General features: G+C 69.2%; 13 protein-coding genes and 1 pseudogene. 7 read left to right on the top strand and 7 right to left on the bottom strand.

The features are described from left to right. Positions 1 to 67 precede the first annotated feature (67 nt). The 4 genes from ACFFCN_RS12665 (at position 68) to ACFFCN_RS12680 (ending at position 5439) form a co-directional block, all read left to right on the top strand. Positions 68 to 1801: a thiamine pyrophosphate-dependent enzyme gene (locus tag ACFFCN_RS12665; RefSeq protein WP_375492108.1), complete on the top strand. Its 1734-nt coding sequence runs from the start codon at positions 68 to 70 to the stop codon at positions 1799 to 1801. Further along, on the top strand, positions 1798 to 2271 hold the full coding sequence (locus ACFFCN_RS12670; RefSeq protein ID WP_375492109.1) for an SRPBCC family protein: 474 nt from the start codon (positions 1798 to 1800) through the stop codon (positions 2269 to 2271). The genes ACFFCN_RS12665 and ACFFCN_RS12670 overlap by 4 nt, the downstream gene beginning before the upstream one ends. Before the next feature lie 67 nt (positions 2272 to 2338). Further along, on the top strand, positions 2339 to 3058 hold the full coding sequence (locus ACFFCN_RS12675; protein WP_375492111.1) for a beta-phosphoglucomutase family hydrolase: 720 nt from the start codon (positions 2339 to 2341) through the stop codon (positions 3056 to 3058). Next, positions 3055 to 5439 (top strand): glycoside hydrolase family 65 protein, encoded by a 2385-nt coding sequence (locus ACFFCN_RS12680; RefSeq protein WP_375492112.1) that lies wholly within the window; start codon positions 3055 to 3057, stop codon positions 5437 to 5439. Before ACFFCN_RS12675 ends, ACFFCN_RS12680 begins: the two co-directional genes overlap by 4 nt. Before the next feature lie 5 nt (positions 5440 to 5444). Here ACFFCN_RS12680 and ACFFCN_RS12685 read toward each other — a convergent pair whose 3' ends face one another. From ACFFCN_RS12685 to ACFFCN_RS12710, 6 genes are all read right to left on the bottom strand, one after another. Next, the gene (locus ACFFCN_RS12685; protein WP_375492114.1) at positions 5445 to 6017 is read right to left on the bottom strand and encodes a TetR/AcrR family transcriptional regulator; all 573 of its coding nucleotides are present in this window, start codon (positions 6015 to 6017) and stop codon (positions 5445 to 5447) included. Next, positions 6014 to 7429 carry an aromatic amino acid lyase gene (locus ACFFCN_RS12690; protein ID WP_375492116.1) on the bottom strand — a complete coding sequence of 472 codons (1416 nt, stop codon included), beginning with the start codon at positions 7427 to 7429 and terminating at the stop codon, positions 6014 to 6016. Before ACFFCN_RS12690 ends, ACFFCN_RS12685 begins: the two co-directional genes overlap by 4 nt. A gap of 70 nt (positions 7430 to 7499) precedes the next feature. Further along, on the bottom strand, positions 7500 to 8549 hold the full coding sequence (locus ACFFCN_RS12695; protein WP_375492117.1) for a S66 peptidase family protein: 1050 nt from the start codon (positions 8547 to 8549) through the stop codon (positions 7500 to 7502). A gap of 40 nt (positions 8550 to 8589) precedes the next feature. Continuing rightward, positions 8590 to 9381, bottom strand: a complete 792-nt coding sequence (locus ACFFCN_RS12700) for a GNAT family N-acetyltransferase (RefSeq protein ID WP_375492119.1) — start codon at positions 9379 to 9381, stop codon at positions 8590 to 8592. A 25-nt stretch (positions 9382 to 9406) separates the two neighbouring features. Next, the gene (locus tag ACFFCN_RS12705) at positions 9407 to 9586 is read right to left on the bottom strand and encodes a DUF2255 family protein (protein ID WP_375492120.1); all 180 of its coding nucleotides are present in this window, start codon (positions 9584 to 9586) and stop codon (positions 9407 to 9409) included. Further along, the gene (locus ACFFCN_RS12710) at positions 9586 to 10113 is read right to left on the bottom strand and encodes a DinB family protein (protein WP_375492121.1); all 528 of its coding nucleotides are present in this window, start codon (positions 10111 to 10113) and stop codon (positions 9586 to 9588) included. The genes ACFFCN_RS12705 and ACFFCN_RS12710 overlap by 1 nt, the downstream gene beginning before the upstream one ends. 330 nt (positions 10114 to 10443) lie before the next feature. Here ACFFCN_RS12710 and ACFFCN_RS12715 point away from each other — a divergent pair, with 330 nt between their 5' ends. After that, complete coding sequence (locus ACFFCN_RS12715) at positions 10444 to 12321, top strand: collagen binding domain-containing protein (RefSeq protein ID WP_375492122.1); 1878 nt, start codon at positions 10444 to 10446, stop codon at positions 12319 to 12321. A 276-nt stretch (positions 12322 to 12597) separates the two neighbouring features. Here the strand turns inward: ACFFCN_RS12715 and ACFFCN_RS12720 are convergent, their stop codons facing one another. Further along, complete coding sequence (locus ACFFCN_RS12720) at positions 12598 to 13431, bottom strand: SDR family oxidoreductase (RefSeq protein ID WP_375492124.1); 834 nt, start codon at positions 13429 to 13431, stop codon at positions 12598 to 12600. A 194-nt stretch (positions 13432 to 13625) separates the two neighbouring features. On the opposite strand from ACFFCN_RS12720, the gene ACFFCN_RS12725 reads away from it, so the two are divergent. Both ACFFCN_RS12725 and ACFFCN_RS12730 read left to right on the top strand, forming a co-directional pair. After that, entirely contained in the window at positions 13626 to 14243 is a 618-nt protein-coding gene (locus ACFFCN_RS12725) for a TetR/AcrR family transcriptional regulator C-terminal domain-containing protein (RefSeq protein ID WP_375492125.1), read from the top strand. 29 nt (positions 14244 to 14272) lie between these two features. After that, positions 14273 to 14995: pseudogene (locus ACFFCN_RS12730) on the top strand (class I SAM-dependent methyltransferase); the annotation flags it as partial. Positions 14996 to 15483 lie beyond the last annotated feature (488 nt).

The raw sequence follows: 15483 nt of genomic DNA on the forward strand, positions 1-15483 counted from the left end.
AGCACCACCGAGCGACGCTTGCGGAGCGAGTCGTGACCACTACCGAGCGACGCTCGTGGAGCGAGTCATGACGACCGTTGCCAAGATGATCGTCACCGCGTTGGCCGAGCAGGGCGTGCGAACCGTGTGGGGCGTCGTCGGCGACGCGTTGAATCCGGTCACCGACGCCATCCGCGAGGAGGACCGCATCGAGTGGATCGGTGTCCGCCACGAGGAAGCCGGTGCCTTCGCCGCGAGCGCGCAGGCCCAGCTCTCCGGCACGCTCGGCGTGTGCATGGGGACGGTGGGTCCGGGCTCGATCCATCTGCTCAACGGCCTCTACGACGCGAAGAAGTCGCACGCACCGGTGCTCGCCATCTGCGGGCAGGTACCGCTGGCCGATCTCGGCAGCGACATGTTCCAGGAGGTCGACAACGATCTGCTGTTCCGCGACGTCGCGAGCTTCACCCGCACGATCACCTCTGCCGAGCAGGCGACCGGGTTGACCGAGCAGGCACTGCAGGCGGCGCTCACCCGCCCCGGCGTCGCCGTCCTGACCCTTCCCGGTGACGTCGGCGGCCTCGAACTGCCCGACGACGCTGCGCCGCCGCGTACCGCCGTCGCACACCCGCCGACGGTCCCCGACGCCGACAGCGTCGCGCGTGCAGCGCGGCTGATCGACGACGCGAAGCGCGTCACTCTCCTCGTCGGCATCGGCGCCCGCGAGGCGCGCGACGAGGTCCTTGCGCTCGCCGGCAGGCTCAAGGCGCCGATGGTGCTGACGCTGCGGGCCAAGGAGGGCCTGGAGCGCGACAACGACTTCCAGGTGGGGCAGAACGGGCTGATCGGCAACCCCGCCGCGCAGCTGGCCTTCGAGACGTGCGACCTGCTGCTCATGGTCGGCACCGACTTCCCGTACCGCGAGTGGTATCCCAGCGGCACGACGGTGATCCAGATCGACGCGCGAGCCGAGCACATCGGCCGCCGGGTGCAGGTCGACCTCGGGCTCGTCGGGCACGCCGCGCCGACGTTGTCCGCGCTCGCCGGCGCCGTCCGCTCCAAGAAGCAGGCGAAGCACCTCAAGGCGAGCCAGGAGCTGTACGACGAGTGGCGCAAGCGCCAGCACAAGCTCGCGCTGCCCGACTACGACAAGACGCTGATCGGCCGCGTCCGCGACAAGTTCGACAACACGACGAAGTCGATCCGGCCCGAGGCCCTGGCCGGCGCGATCGAGCGGCACGCTGCCGAGGACGCCATCTTCACCTGCGACACCGGCATGTCGACGGTCTGGCTGTCCCGCTTCGTCATGATGACCGGTACCCGGCGGCTGATCGGCTCGTTCAACCTCGGTTCGATGGCCAACGCGATGCCGCAGGCACTCGGCGCGCAGGCGCTGGACCGCAACCGGCAGGTCGTCGCCTTCGCTGGTGACGGTGGGTTGTCCATGCTGCTCGGTGACCTCATGACCGCGGTCGCCTACGAGCTGCCGGTGAAGATCGTCGTCTTCGACAACGGCCGGCTCGGCATGGTGAAGCTGGAGCAGGAGCAGGTCGGCCAACCCGAGTTCGGAACCGTGTTGCGCAACCCGGACTTCGCGGCCGTCGCGTCGGCGATCGGGCTGCACGCCACCCGGGTGACCGATCCGGACCAACTCGACGACGCGGTGCAGGTCGCGCTCGCTCATCCGGGCCCGGTGCTGCTCGACGTGGTGACGAATCCCGACGAGGTGGCGGTGCCCGGCAAGGTGACGGTCGACCAGGCCTGGGGGTTCGCCATCGCGAAGATGAAGGAGACGGTGCTCAGCCAGGGGGACACGTCGTGACCTGCTTCGAATCGACGGTCAAATCCGAGGCCGACATCAGCGCGAGCCGTGAGCAGGTGTGGCGCGCGTTGACCGACCCCCAACTGCTGCCCAGGCTGACGCCGCTGCTCAGCAAGATCGACGTTTCAGGCGACCAGTGGCGCTGGCACATGGCGCGGATCGCGGCGCTCGGCGTCAGCGTCATCCCGGTCTTCACCGAGACCATGTCGTTCGACGACGGGAAGCGGATCGAGTACCGCCACACCCCGCCGAACGGCAAGCGCGAGCGTGCCGGCGCGGACGGCGTCTACGAACTGTCCGACGTCGACGGCGGCACGCACCTGTTGATCGAGTTGACGCTACGGGTCGAGCTACCGCTTCCGGAGAAATCGAAACGCGCGGTGCAACACATCATGAAGTCGACGATGAACCGCACCGGCGACCGGTTCTCGGAGAACCTGCTCGAACATCTGGACGCCCGCGAGCTCTGACCTTCTCGACCCGGGCGCTTTACCCCGCGGTGGTTGACGCGCGTCGGCGTTCGGGAATGATGCGCATGTGCTCGGACTGCCTGACAAGATCACGGCCTGCCTGTTCGACCTCGACGGGGTGCTCACCGACACCGCCGCGGTGCACCGAGCAGCCTGGAAAGCCGCTTTCGACCCGGTACTGAAGTCGCACGACCAGGACGAGTTCACCGAGGCCGACTACAACGACTACGTCGACGGCAAGCCGCGCATGGACGGGGTGCGCGACTTCCTCGCGTCCCGCAAGATCGACCTGCCCGAGGGGTCGGCCGACGACCCGCCGGACGCCGAGACGGTCAACGGCATCGCGACGCGCAAGAACAACGACGTGCTGCGCCGCATCAAGGAGGACGGTGTGCACGTCTTCCCCGGTTCGCAGCGCTACCTCGAAGCCGCGCGTGACGCCGGGCTGCGCCGGATCGTGGTGTCCTCCAGCGCGAATACCAAGGACGTGCTTGAGGTGACCGGGCTGGCGCAATACATCGAGGACCGTGTCGACGGAAACACCATCAAGGAGGAGGGACTGTCCGGCAAGCCGGCGCCGGACTCGTTCCTCGCCGGGGCGCAACGCGCCGGCGTCGACGCGGACCAAGCCGTGGTCTTCGAGGACGCGACGTCCGGCGTCGAGGCCGGGCACCGCGGCAAGTTCGGCTACGTCGTCGGCGTGAACCGACTCGACGACGCACACGCCGATGCGTTGCGCGAGCACGGTGCCGACGTCGTGGTCGACGACCTGGCCGACCTGCTGTGACGGAGTCCTCCTCGGGGCAGCAGTCCGAGTTCCCGCCGGACCCGTGGTGCATCCGCGAGGTCGGCCTGGACCAGAGCGCGTTGGCGCAGACGGAATCGCTGTTCGCGCTGTCGAACGGGCACATCGGGGTACGCGGGAATCTCGACGAGGGTGACCCGAGCGGGCTGCCCGGCACGTACCTCAACTCGTTCTTCGAGACCCGTCCGCTGCCCTACGCCGAGGCGGGCTACGGCTACCCGGAGTCCGGGCAGACGGTGCTCAACGTGACCAACGGCAAGTTGATCCGGCTGCTCGTCGACGACGAGCCGATGGACCTGCGCTACGGCACCGTGCTCGAGCACGAACGCGTCCTCGACATGCGCCGCGGTGTGCTCGAGCGGCGCGTGCTGTGGCAGTCACCTGCGGGCACGAAGATCCGGGTGCGCTCCGAGCGTCTCGTGTCGATCGCCCGCCGCTCGATCATGGCGATCCGCTACCGCGTCGAGCCCGTCGACGAGCCGGTGCGTGTGGTGGTGCAGTCCGAGCTCGTCGCCAACGAAACGGTGCCGGCGCAGTCGAAGGACCCGCGGGTGGCGCAGGTGCTGGAGAGCCCGCTGGAACCGGTCGAGCACGACGCCGACGACCACCGCGCGATGCTCGTGCACCGCACGCGGGCCAGCAAGCTGCAAATGGCAGCGGCGATGGGTCACGTCGTCGACGCGTCACACGGCGCATCGACGGTGCAGGTCGACTCACACCCCGACTGGGCCCGCCTGACCGGGTCCACCGCCCTCGACGTCGGCGAGCATCTCGAAATCACCAAGTTCGTCGCATACGGCTGGTCGAGCCAGCGCTCGGTGCCCGCGCTGCGCGATCAGGTCTCCGCCGCGCTCGTCAGCGCGCTCGACTTCGGCTGGGACCGCATCGCCGAGGAGCAGGCCGAGCGCTTCGACGCGTTCTGGCAGGTGGCCGATGTGCAGATCGACGGCCCTGCGCAGATCCAGCAAGCGGTGCGTTTCGGGCTGTTCCACACCTACCAGGCCGGTGCGCGTGCCGAGCACCGCGCGATCCCGGCCAAGGGCCTGACCGGCCCGGGGTACGACGGGCACGCCTTCTGGGACACCGAGACGTTCGTGCTGCCGCTGCTCAGCGCGACGGTCCCGGACTCCGCCGCGGACGCGCTGTGGTGGCGGCACGCGACGCTCGACCTCGCCCGGGAGCGGGCCAACACCTTGCGCCTGCGTGGTGCGGCGTTCCCGTGGCGGACGATCCGCGGTCAGGAGTGTTCGGCCTACTGGCCGGCCGGGACCGCCGCCTTCCACGTCAATGCCGATATCGCCGACGCCGCCGCCCGGCACGTCTGGTGGACCGGCGACGAGGAGTTCGCCCGGGAATGCGCGACCGACATCCTGGTCGAGACCGCGCGGCTGTGGTGTTCGCTCGGCTATCCCGGCGAGGACGGGCACTTCCACATCGACGGCGTCACCGGTCCGGACGAGTACAGCGCGATGGCCGACGACAACGTTTACACCAACCTCATGGCGGCGCTGAACCTGCGCTCGGCGGTGAAGATGGTGCGGCAGTTTCCCGATCGAGCGGACGAACTGCACGTCACCGACGACGAGCTGCGCGAGTGGACGTGGGCGGCCGACCACATGGCCGTGCCGTACAGCGACGAGCACCGCGTCCACGAGCAGTCGCGCCGCTTCACCGAGCACCACGTGTGGGACTTCGAGAACTCGGCCGAGGCAGACGAGTACCCGCTGCTGCTGCACGCGCCCTACTTCGATCTCTACCGTTCCCAGGTCGTCAAGCAGGCCGACCTGCTGCTCGCGATGCACTGGGCCGGCGGTGAGTTCACGCCGGAGCAGAAGGCGCATGCGGTTGCCTACTACGAGCCGCTGACCGTCCGCGACTCGTCGCTGTCGGCCTGCACGCAGGCCGTGCTCGCCGCCGAGGTCGGTCACCTCGACCTCGCGTCGGACTACCTGGCCGAAGCGGCGCTGATGGACCTGACCGATACCGAGCACAACTCCAAGGACGGCCTGCACATCGCGTCGCTCGCCGGAGCGTGGCTGGCCGTGGTCGCCGGGTTCGGCGGCATGCGCGACCAGGGCGACCGGCTGATGTTCCGGCCGCAGCTGCCGCCCGGGTGGAAGCGGCTGCGCTTCGGCGTGCTGTTCCGCGGGCAGCAGCTGCACGTCGACATCGGCGACGGCGAGGTCGGCTACTCCGTCACGGGTGACGAGCCGGTTCAGCTCACGCACTGCAACCGAAACCGGCGCTACGAGGTCACGGTGCACCCGGGCAAGACGACGAAGCGCAAATGGTCGGCGGTGCCGCCGATGACCGAACCGCCGCACCAACCGCCCGGACGCGAGCCGCAGAAGGCGCCGAAGTAGCCCTGTCAGCGCCGGCGCGCGGCCCGGGCGCGTGGGATGTCGCGCAGCATCAGCCGGGCGAGTTCGTCGAGCAGGTTGCGCATGCGCCGCCAGTCGGCCGCCTCGTCGCGCAGCTGCGCGCCGATCAACGTGTTCACGGCCAGCCGCGCGAGTTTGCGGGCGTGCTCGCGATCCAGGCCGAGCCCGACGAGCGTGTCGGCGACCCGCCGCTCGCGGCGCCGGTCGACGCGCGCCTGCACGACGGCGATGTTCGGGTCGATGCCGCCCCACGCACGGATCGCCGCCTCGACGTCGTGCGGTAGCTCGAGGGCGGCGTCAACCAGGAACTCCAACCGTTCACCCGGGTGGCCCTCGGCCCGCGGCAGTGCCGCCAGGCGGGTCGCCTGGTCGGTTTCCCAGAAGACGAACAGCTGGTCGACGAACGCGGGCATGGAGCCGAAGTGGTGGTAGAACGAGCCCTTCGTGACGCGCAGGCGTTTGCACAATGCGGCGATCGTCAGGCCGTCCCGGCCGCGTTCGCCGAGCAGCCGCAACCCGGCGACGTGAAAGTCGCTGGCCGAGCGGGGACCGCCGGTCAATCCCAACCCCGCGGTGCGAGGAAATTCGCCGCCCACATCAGGTCCGGCGTCAGGTCGCGGTCAGCCACCTCGGTGCCGATGCCGTCCAGCTGCGCCAGCCAGGCGTGCAGCGGCGCAGGGTCGAGCCCGCGCATGCGCAGGCAGCGCACCGCTGCCACCAGCTCGCCGGCGAGCACGTTCTGCACGACCGGCACCGAGTCCAGCGCCTGCCGCGCTCCCAGCGAGGCGAAGCTGGCGTCCTCCTCGACGCCGTGCGACAGCGTGACGGTCTGCACGCTGGCCGGGGTCGCGCGGGCCCGCAGCGAGGCGAGCGCGGACGCGACCACGTACTCGACGGTCATCACCCCGGACGCGCCCGGGCGTCCGTCGGCGAGGAACGGCGCGAGCCCGGTCATCGATGGATCGCACAGCATGGACAGCCGGGCGAGCGACAACTGGCAGGCCTGCGCGAGCGCCAGCCGCACCGCGTCCAGTGCCTGCGCGAGGTAGGCGACGTGGAACCCGCCGTGGTGCGCGACGCTCTCCTCCGGCACGAAGATCGGGTTCTCGCTGGGCGAGTTCGCGAGTGTGACGACGACCGTGTCGAGCGTGTCCAGCGCGTCGAGCAGCGGGCCGTGCACCTGGGGCAGCGCGCGCAGCGCGAACGGATCTTGGATCCGCGCGCCGACGCTGTCGTCGTCGACCAGGTCGCGCATGGTGGCGCAGACGCGGCGCGCGCCCGGAAACGGCGTGACCTGCTCGACCACGTGCGAGTACGCCTCCGGGTTGCCGTCGACCGCGGTGAAGCTCGCGGCGGCGATCAGCAGCGCCTTCTCGGCGAGGTCGCGCAACGCGATGCTGGCGAGCGCGGCGTCGGCGATGGTGAACGCGTTGCTGGACAGCAGCGGCAGCGCATCGCCGATCCCGAACCGCACGGGCGCCGGCATCGAATGCGTGGCGGGCACCTCGCCCAGCAGCGCGAGCGCCGTGGTGGCCAGTGCCGCGAGGTCTCCGGTGCCCACGCCGCCGAGTTCGCGCACGGGCGGCAGCGCATCGGTACGGATCATCGTGGCGAGACCGTCGATGACGGCCGGATCGACGCCGCTGCCGCCGGACGCGAGTTGGTTCAGGCGCACGAGCAGGCCGGCGCGCACGCGGCGCACGGAACGTTTCCGACCCGCGGAGGACGCGTGGCTGCGCAGCAGCCCGAGGGACGACTCGCCCTCGCTGTCCGGCCGTTCGTCGAGCGCGACGAGCCGGTTGCCACCGACACCGGTCGTCCGCCCGTAGATCGGGCGGCTGGTGGCCATCTGTTCGGCATAGGCGCGAGCGGCCTGCGCCCGCGTCATCGAACTCACCCACACGTCGAGTGCGCCGCCGGCGACGTCGGCGATGTCGCTGAGCTCGAGCGACCCTCCGTCGATGGACAACATGGGGTCACTGTCTCGCGCCCTGGTGGCGCTGCTCAACGCGGCCCCGCTGAGCGGTCTCGGTGGCCGAAGATCAGCGGTAATCGGCGAAGATCTTGCGCTGCTCGCCGTCGACGGTCAGCTCGCCGCCGTACGGCACGATCCACTGCGGCCTGGTGTGCCCGAACGGCGGCCCGACGCAGACGACCGCGTCCGGGTTGTAGCGCGTGACGAGGTCGAGCACGACGTCGCGCTGCGCCGCGCGGTGGGCGGCTCGCGCGGTGCTGTCGGTCCGTTGTTCCGGGCTCGAGGCCGCTGCCCGCGCCACGACCACGGCGTCCACCGCAGCGAGGATCCCGCGTTCGCCGAGTGAGCGCAGAATCCAGCCGAACTCCCGCGCGGGGATGATCTCCTCGCTGGTCTCGAGCAACAGGACGGCGCCCGCGAGCACCGAGGGGTCAACCGGGAAGCGGCCGGCGGTCAGCAGCCACTGCAGCACCTCCATGCAGCCGCCCCAGGTACGGCCGGTCACCGAACGCGCAGGGCCGGCCCACGTCCAGGCCTCGGTGGCCTCGCGCTCGCCGGCGTCGGTGAGCGCGGCCGGGTCGTCCCAGAGCACGCCGAAGTCCTCCGACTCCCCCGGCTCGGTGATCTCCAGCCGCTCGCCGGTGAACAGCGCAGCACGTAGCGACGCGAGGTGGCACGCGTCGATCGCCGGTCCCGCGCCCAGGTGCACCTGCGTCGACCCGCCGTAGAAACCGGCCACCCCGTTCGTCCAGAGCCAGGACAGGATGTTGGTGTTGTCGCTGTACCCGAGGAACGGCTTCGGGTCGCGGCGCACGGCATCGGCGTCGAGCTGCGCGACCACGGTGATCTGGTCCTCGCCGCCGATGGTGGCCAGCACCGCCCGGATGCTCGGGTCGGCGAACGCCGCATTGAGGTCCGCCGCACGGTCGGCTGCGCTCGCACCGACGCGGCGCGTCGTCGGGTACTCGATCGGCACGAGGCCGAGCACGGCACGCACCCGGCGCATGGCCTGCTCGTGCACCGCGGGATAGGCGCCGGGTGCAGCGAACGACGGCGACACGATCGCGACCCGATCGCCGGGCGAGAGTTTGGCCGGCGACCGCAGCTCGAGGCTCATCGGCCCATAGCACCAGCAGCGGACGCGGACACCAAGGGAATTAGGGGCGCCGGGTCGCTTGCAGCTGCGTCTCTACACCTGCGAAGCCGACCGAGCGATAGACGCGGATCGCGACGTCGTCCGGGTCTGCGACCAGCACAAGTGAGCGGGCGCCGCCCTGCTCGATGACGGCCCGCGCCGCGTGGTGGACGAGCGTGCCGCACAGTCCGCGCCGGCGGTGTTGCGGGTCGGTCTCGACTGTCTGGAAACGCGCGAGACCGTCGCCGGCGCGCACGATGCCCAGTTGAGCGACGAGTGCGCCGTCGACGAACGCACCGAACCACGTGGCGTGGCCGGCGGCCACCAACCGTCGGTTGCTCGCGGCCTTGGCGACGACGAACGGGCGGTGTGTCACCGGGTCGAACTCGCCCGCGTCGCAGCGCATCCGCAGTTCGACGCTGTCCGTCCAGTCGCGGTCCGAGTGCAGTTCGCGCAACCCGGCATCCCGGTTCGGATGCGGCGGCTCGTGCACATCGGCTGCGGTCATGACGCTCGCGGCCTCCGTGTCGAAACCGCGGTCGGCCAGGGTCGCGAGTCCGTCGACAGTGGCGTGTGGGTCGTCGACGCCGATCGCCACATGGTCGGCCTGCGGGAACTCGGCCGCGAAACCCGCCAGCACGCGGTCGACGTCGTCGTGACTGGGAGCGTGCGCCAGCAGCAGGAAGTTGCCCCACCAGAACGCCGGATTCTGCGGAGTGCGGACGACGAGACGATCCGGCCGGTCGATCACCACGGAACCGCCGAGCCGCAGCAGGGTCAGATCGGTCCGGTAGCCGAGGGACTGCACGCGCATCCGGCCATTGTCCGGGCGCCCGGTCTCAGACCCGGGTGAGCCGCAGCGTCGCGGCTACGGCGTCCGCCGACACCATGGCGTCGATCGAGCTGCTGCCGTGCCGCTCGTACTTCGCGCGGTAGGCCCCGTCGACCCGTTCGCGCAGTTCGCCGTCACCGCCGCCGATGTCCTCGACGGCGACGTCAGCCGACCAATCGCCGGCCATCAGTCGGCGAGTATCTGTTCGCGCAGGATGTCGGCGTGCCCGCTGTGGTGGGCGAGCTCGCGCAGGACCTGCAGGTACACCCAGTGGAGCGTGCGCGGGCCGGCCGGGTGGCCGGTCACGACCGCGTCGAGCTGCAGGCCGGTAACCGCCGCCCGAGCCTTGGCGCAAACTTCTCGGTAGGCCGTCGTGATCGACGCGATCGTGTCGTCGTCGGCGAGCCGGAACGACTCGTCGGGAGTGTCGACCAAGCCGAGTTCCTTGCGGGACGCCCCGCCGACGCACTCCTCGAACCACACCTGCTGCATCCACGTGACGTGTTTGAGCAGGCCGAGCAGCGTCGTCCTCGACGGGACGAGGCGCCGGCGCACCTGCTGCTCGTCGAGTCCGTCCAGAGTCGACTCGATGGCGCCGCGGTATTCCTCGATGAACGCCTCGAACTGCATGCGGTCGTCGTCGGTGAGCACGTCACGGCTCTCGGCGGTGCCGACGGCCTCGGTCGGCGCTGCGCCGCCGTCGCTCTCGCTCATGCCGAACTCCCTCATCCGCCTCGTCGGGCCGAGCCACTGCCGAAAAGTGTGCCGCAGGAATGGGGCAGGCGTTGTGCGGGCCTGGGCATTTTCCGGCGATTGGTGCAACTATCGAACTACGGGGCAGTGACGAGCGAATGGACAGAAATCGTGATGCACGCCCCGAGATCGGTATTGGCCTCCCGCGCGTCAGCTGCGCGCACGAGCATCGGCGTCGCAGTGCTCGCTGCCGTCTTGTCGTGGGCCACTCCCGCGGCCGCGGCGCCGACGTCGTCCGGTTGGGCGCAGTGGTCGACACCTAGGGGCAGTAGTCATGCCTTTCATGGGTGGATGCAGCTGCCTGCGGGTGGGTTCCCGGCCGCGGAGTGGGTGTCTGATTCGCGCAGCCCGGTGCAACTGCCCAGCGGGTCCTCGACCTACCTGAACGCGTCGACCCCGCCGGGTGCCCGCTACGGAACAAGTCAGGGGCAGGCCTACCTCAATCTGCGCCCGTACGCCGACAACGCCACGTCCCCGTCGTCCACCACCTTCGACTTCGCCTCGACGACCCCGCCCGCGGGGTGGAGCTTCGTACTTGGCGACGTGGACGCCGACCAGGTACACATCACCGCTCGGGACGCCGACGGCCAGCCCGTTCCCGGCACCGACATCGACCGGTGGGAACAAGGCGCATTCAATTACGCCGGCGGCACCGACAAACCCACCTGGGACCGATCGAGCACCACACTCGTCGGCAACCCGACTGCAACGGATACCAACGGCGCCTCTGACTGGTTCACTCCCGACCGGGGGTTGTCCAGCCTGACCTTCGTGTTCACGCAACGGTCCGGTTTCCCCGTCTACCAGATCTGGTTCGCCGGCGAATCCCATGACGTGACCGGCACCGTCACCGGTACGACGCGATGTACTGCCACGGAGGCGACGCTGCACCTGCTCGGTCCCGACGGGACTCCCTTGGCCAGCACCCAGCCGCGCGCCGACGGCAGCTACACGTTCCCCGGGTACATCGCCGCGCCCGGTTACACCGTGCGTGTCGATGCACCTGCCGCACCGCTGGACGGCTGCGAGGTGTTCGGCACGGCACAGCGAACCGTTGACCTGACCGGCGGCGACGCCAACGTGGACTTCGCCGTCCGCGACGTCCGGCCGCAGCCGATCACGGGCACCGTCACCACCACTGCCGGCACTGCGCTCGAAGGCGTCACCATCACCCTCACGGACCCGGCCGGCGTGCACAGCACGGCGACGACAGACGACACCGGCCGCTACCTGTTCGACAACAACCAGCCCGGCACCGGCTACCGAGTCGCCATCACCGCACCGCCCGGCTACACCGCCCAACCCCCGGTCTCGCACACCGTCGACGTCGCCATCGGCCGGCCGGTACCCGATCAGGACTTCGAGGTACGCGAGCAGCCCACCGTGTCCGGCACCGTCACCTCAGCGACCGGAGCGCTGGAGGACGTGCCCGTCACCCTGACCGACACCACCGGCACCGTCACGCACACCGTGACCGACAGCGCCGGCCATTACCGATTCGTCCACGTCCCAGCGGGCAAGTACGCCATCTCTGTCACCGCACCCCCCGGCTACGGTGCACCTGAAGACCGCGAAGACGTGCCCGTCGCCGACGCGGACGTCACCGGGCAGGACTTCACCGTGCACCGCGTCGGGGTCATCGCCGGCGCCGTCACCGACAACGGCAAGCCCGTGCCCGGCGCCCGCGTGAGAATCGACGGTCCCGCCCGCACCGTGTACACCAGCACCGACGCCGACGGAACGTATGTCGTCGATGATCTCGAGCCCGCGACCTACACCGTCACCGTTCGAACGTCGCCCACCAACACTGTGGTCAGTCCGTCGACGCGCACGGTCACGATCACCGCTGCCGGCGAACTACGCGGCGGTCTCAACTTCGCGCTGCGTCATGCCGCCCCACCGGCCCCGACGTCGACACCACCCGGCTCTGCCTCGACACCCGGCACCGGTGCCAGCGCACCGACCGGCACCACCCGAGCTCTGGCCGATACCGGCACACCGGTCGGTCCGCTCACCTTGAGCGCGGCGTGTCTCCTCGCGGCCGGGGTGCTGATCAGCGCCGCTGGCACCCGACACCGATTTGCTGTCCAGCGACTCACCGGTAGTGGCGCCGAAAGCGACGTGGCCGATCGGCGAAGTCGTCGTACAGATCCTCGGCGCGACGGTTAGTGCGTCTTTCCAGCGTCTTCGTCCGACTTCGCGCGAGAACGAAGAAGGCGTAGATGCCGAACACGACAACAACAACGGCTATGACGGACTGCCACCACATGCACGCTCCTGACATCGACCGCGCCAAGCATCATCAAGTTTGCCGCGTGATTGCCGCTGACGACAATTCCCGATCAGTGCGTGTTGCACGCCGAACGACGTACGGCACCCGCGCCGGCGTCGTCAGTAACGTCGACGCAGCGAGTCCCAGCTCGGATTTCAACGACGAGCCGGGGCTCATCGAAACTGGTCGACGTGGTCGCGTACCCAGTTGGCGAAGCTGCCGGGCGCGTGTCCGGTGATCGTGCGCATGGCGGGTGACGGCTCGGGTGGCTGACCGATCGTGGTCTTCCAGGTGCTGATCATGGTGGTGACCATTGCGCGCGGCGCCTGCGGGATGAACCCGTCGACGGCCTGCTGTTCGGTCAGCTCGGTGATCTGGATCTGCCGGCCGACGGCGTCGGCGATGATCTCGATCTCCTGCCGCAGCGTGAGCGCTTGCTCGCCGGTCAGGCGTGGTTTCTGGCCTGCGAGCCTGTCGGTGGTGAGGCCGATGACCGCCACCTCGGCTATATCGCGCTCGTCGATGGGCAGGTGCAGCGAGTCCGGGAACGGTACTTGCACCGTGTCGTCGGCGATGCCGGGGGCGTAGAAGCGGATGTTGCCGGCGAATTCACCGGCCCGCAGGAACGTGCAGGTGATGCCAGTTGCCGCCAGCGCCCGCTCCAGGCCGAGGAACCGTGCTGCATTGGGGTGGTGCTCGCCGTCTGGCAGTGATGTGGAGATCGAGGACAGGAGCACGATGCGGGTCACGCCGGACTCGCTGACGGCGCGGGCGACGCCGGCCGGGTCGTCGAAGGAGGGGAACAGGTAGACGGCGTCGACCCCGTCCAGCGCGGCAGCGAGCGTGGACGGTTGCGCCAGGTCAACGGCCCGCACCGCCACGCCGTCCGGTAGGGACACCGTTGAGGGGTCACGCGTCGAAGCGCGCACGTCAGCGCCGGTCTGCAGCAGTTGCCCGACGACTTCGCGGCCGACGCTGCCGGTCACTCCGGTCAAAAGAAAAGACATCTGAGTACCTAATTTCTGGAGCGTGTCAGGGTATCGACGTCAGACGACGCCGAGGTCCGGTTCGGGTCTGCCGGGAGTGGGCACGTGGGGTGGGGCATCGACCACCCTCTGCTGCGCGCCGCTGTCCAGCGCACTATCACCGATAGGGACGCCTCCACCGTGCCTCTATCGGTGATAGGTTGTCAAGCGTGCCGTTGTCGCGCGACGAGATCGTCGAGCACGCGCTCGACCTGCTCGACGAGGTCGGCCTGGACCACGTCAGCACTCGCGCGTTGGCGCTACGGCTCGACGTGAAACAACCGTCGCTCTACTGGCACTTCAAGAACAAGGACGCACTGCTGGTCGCGATGGCCACCGCCGCCATGGCCCCACACGCAAACCTTGCCCTGCCCTCACCCTTGGACGACTGGCGCACCTGGTTCACCCGCAACACCGAGAGCTTCCGGAGGACCTTGCTGATGCGACGCGACGGCGCCCGGCTCCACGCCGGCAGCCGCCCCGCCGGAACTGCCCTGGACCGGACTACAGCCAAGATCGACTTTCTGGTAAGCGCAGGACTGCCACGACGGCCGGCCGAGATGGCGATGCTGGCAGCGAGCCGCTTCACCGTCGGCAGCGTCCTTGAACAACAAGCAGACCAACACGCGCCGACCGACCACCCTGAGCTTCGCATCGACCACGACGAAGCCTTCAGATCTGGTCTCACTCTGATGATCCAGGGACTGGCCGAACACCAGCCGACCAATCGCAGCCACCACCCCACCGCGAGGTCGCGACGGAACTCGCAGGAACCCTCACGGCACGGGCGCTAGGCCGTCGTTAGGTGGTTGGCTGCGTTCTTGTGGTCGATGAGGAGTTTCGGGATCTGCGGCTGGCGGCGATTTATGACGCACTCGATCCCGACCGCAGCGACCTCGATACCTACGTCGACTTCGCGGCCGAGCTGGGCGCCCGCCGCGTTGTTGACGTTGGCTGTGGCACCGGCACACTTGCGCTGCTGCTTGCTGACCGAGGCTGCGATGTTGTGGCCGTCGATCCGGCCGTTGCTTCGCTAGCGGTTGCGCGCGGCAAGCCAGGCGCGCAGCGCGTGCGGTGGATCGAAGGCGACGCCTCCGGCTTGCCGGTCATCGACCGAGATCTCGCGACCATCACAGGTAATGCGGCGCAATCCATAGCCGACCCACGGCAATGGGCCGCGACCCTGGCCGGGATACGGGCCGCTTTACGGCCGGGAGGCCACCTGGTTTTCGAGACCCGTGATCCCGCGGCACGCGCTTAGGAGCGCTGGACCAGGGAATCGACCCGCAAGACCACGGAGATACCCGGTGTGGGGGCGGTGACACGCTGGATCGAGCTGACGACGTTCGATTGGCCGTTAGTCACCTTTCAAGGAACGTGGCTCTTCCATGGCGACGGCGCCACCTTGCATTCCCGGTCCACGCTGCGCTTCCGGGAGAGGGATGAGATTAAGGCCGATTTGGACGCCGCCGGGTACGAGGTGGTTGATGTCCGCGATGCGCCGGATCGACCCGGACAGGAATTGGTATTCGTCGCTCGCCGCCCAACCGGGCAGCTCGCGCCGGATCACCGGCGATCTCCGGGCATGATTGCGCAGGTGATCGATCATGCTGCCGACCTGCGGAATCGTGCCGGGCTGTGCGGCAGATGTCTGCATGGCCTGCTGCGGCCGACCCGGCGCGGCACTGTGTACCTGCGCTGTGCCCTGGCCGCAACGGACCGGCGGTTCGTCCGGTACCCGGCCCTGCCGGTGACGCACTGCGAGGGATATATGCGAGATCTGCTCGGAGATCGCTAGACCGCGGCAGGTCGTCAGCAACGACGCGCATGCCTCGTCACCGCCGTCCACACTTGACGACGTCACTCGCGAATAGGCAACAGTGCTCGCGAGCGCAGTCGTTGCTCCTCCTGGTCAAGATCGACCTCCCTGTCACCGCTCGACCTCATAACCCGGCCAGAGACACTGACACGCGCCGTATTGTGGTAATTATCCCTTGACTGTATAAGTGATCGCGTCCATACTTGAGTCATGGC

Source organism: uncultured Jatrophihabitans sp. (genome assembly GCF_964246335.1).
Classification (GTDB): domain Bacteria; phylum Actinomycetota; class Actinomycetes; order Mycobacteriales; family Jatrophihabitantaceae; genus Jatrophihabitans.

Excerpts from the sequence above, each read along its gene's own strand:
- ACFFCN_RS12665 (WP_375492108.1), top strand. The coding sequence starts at position 68 with ATGACGACCGTTGCCAAGATGATCGTCACCGCGTTGGCCGAGCAGGGC.
- ACFFCN_RS12690 (WP_375492116.1), bottom strand. The coding sequence starts at position 7,429 with ATGTTGTCCATCGACGGAGGGTCGCTCGAGCTCAGCGACATCGCCGAC.
- ACFFCN_RS12695 (WP_375492117.1), bottom strand. The coding sequence starts at position 8,549 with ATGAGCCTCGAGCTGCGGTCGCCGGCCAAACTCTCGCCCGGCGATCGG.
- ACFFCN_RS12700 (WP_375492119.1), bottom strand. The coding sequence starts at position 9,381 with ATGCGCGTGCAGTCCCTCGGCTACCGGACCGATCTGACCCTGCTGCGG.
- ACFFCN_RS12705 (WP_375492120.1), bottom strand. The coding sequence starts at position 9,586 with ATGGCCGGCGATTGGTCGGCTGACGTCGCCGTCGAGGACATCGGCGGC.
- ACFFCN_RS12710 (WP_375492121.1), bottom strand. The coding sequence starts at position 10,113 with ATGAGCGAGAGCGACGGCGGCGCAGCGCCGACCGAGGCCGTCGGCACC.
- ACFFCN_RS12715 (WP_375492122.1), top strand. The coding sequence starts at position 10,444 with ATGCAGCTGCCTGCGGGTGGGTTCCCGGCCGCGGAGTGGGTGTCTGAT.
- ACFFCN_RS12720 (WP_375492124.1), bottom strand. The coding sequence starts at position 13,431 with ATGTCTTTTCTTTTGACCGGAGTGACCGGCAGCGTCGGCCGCGAAGTC.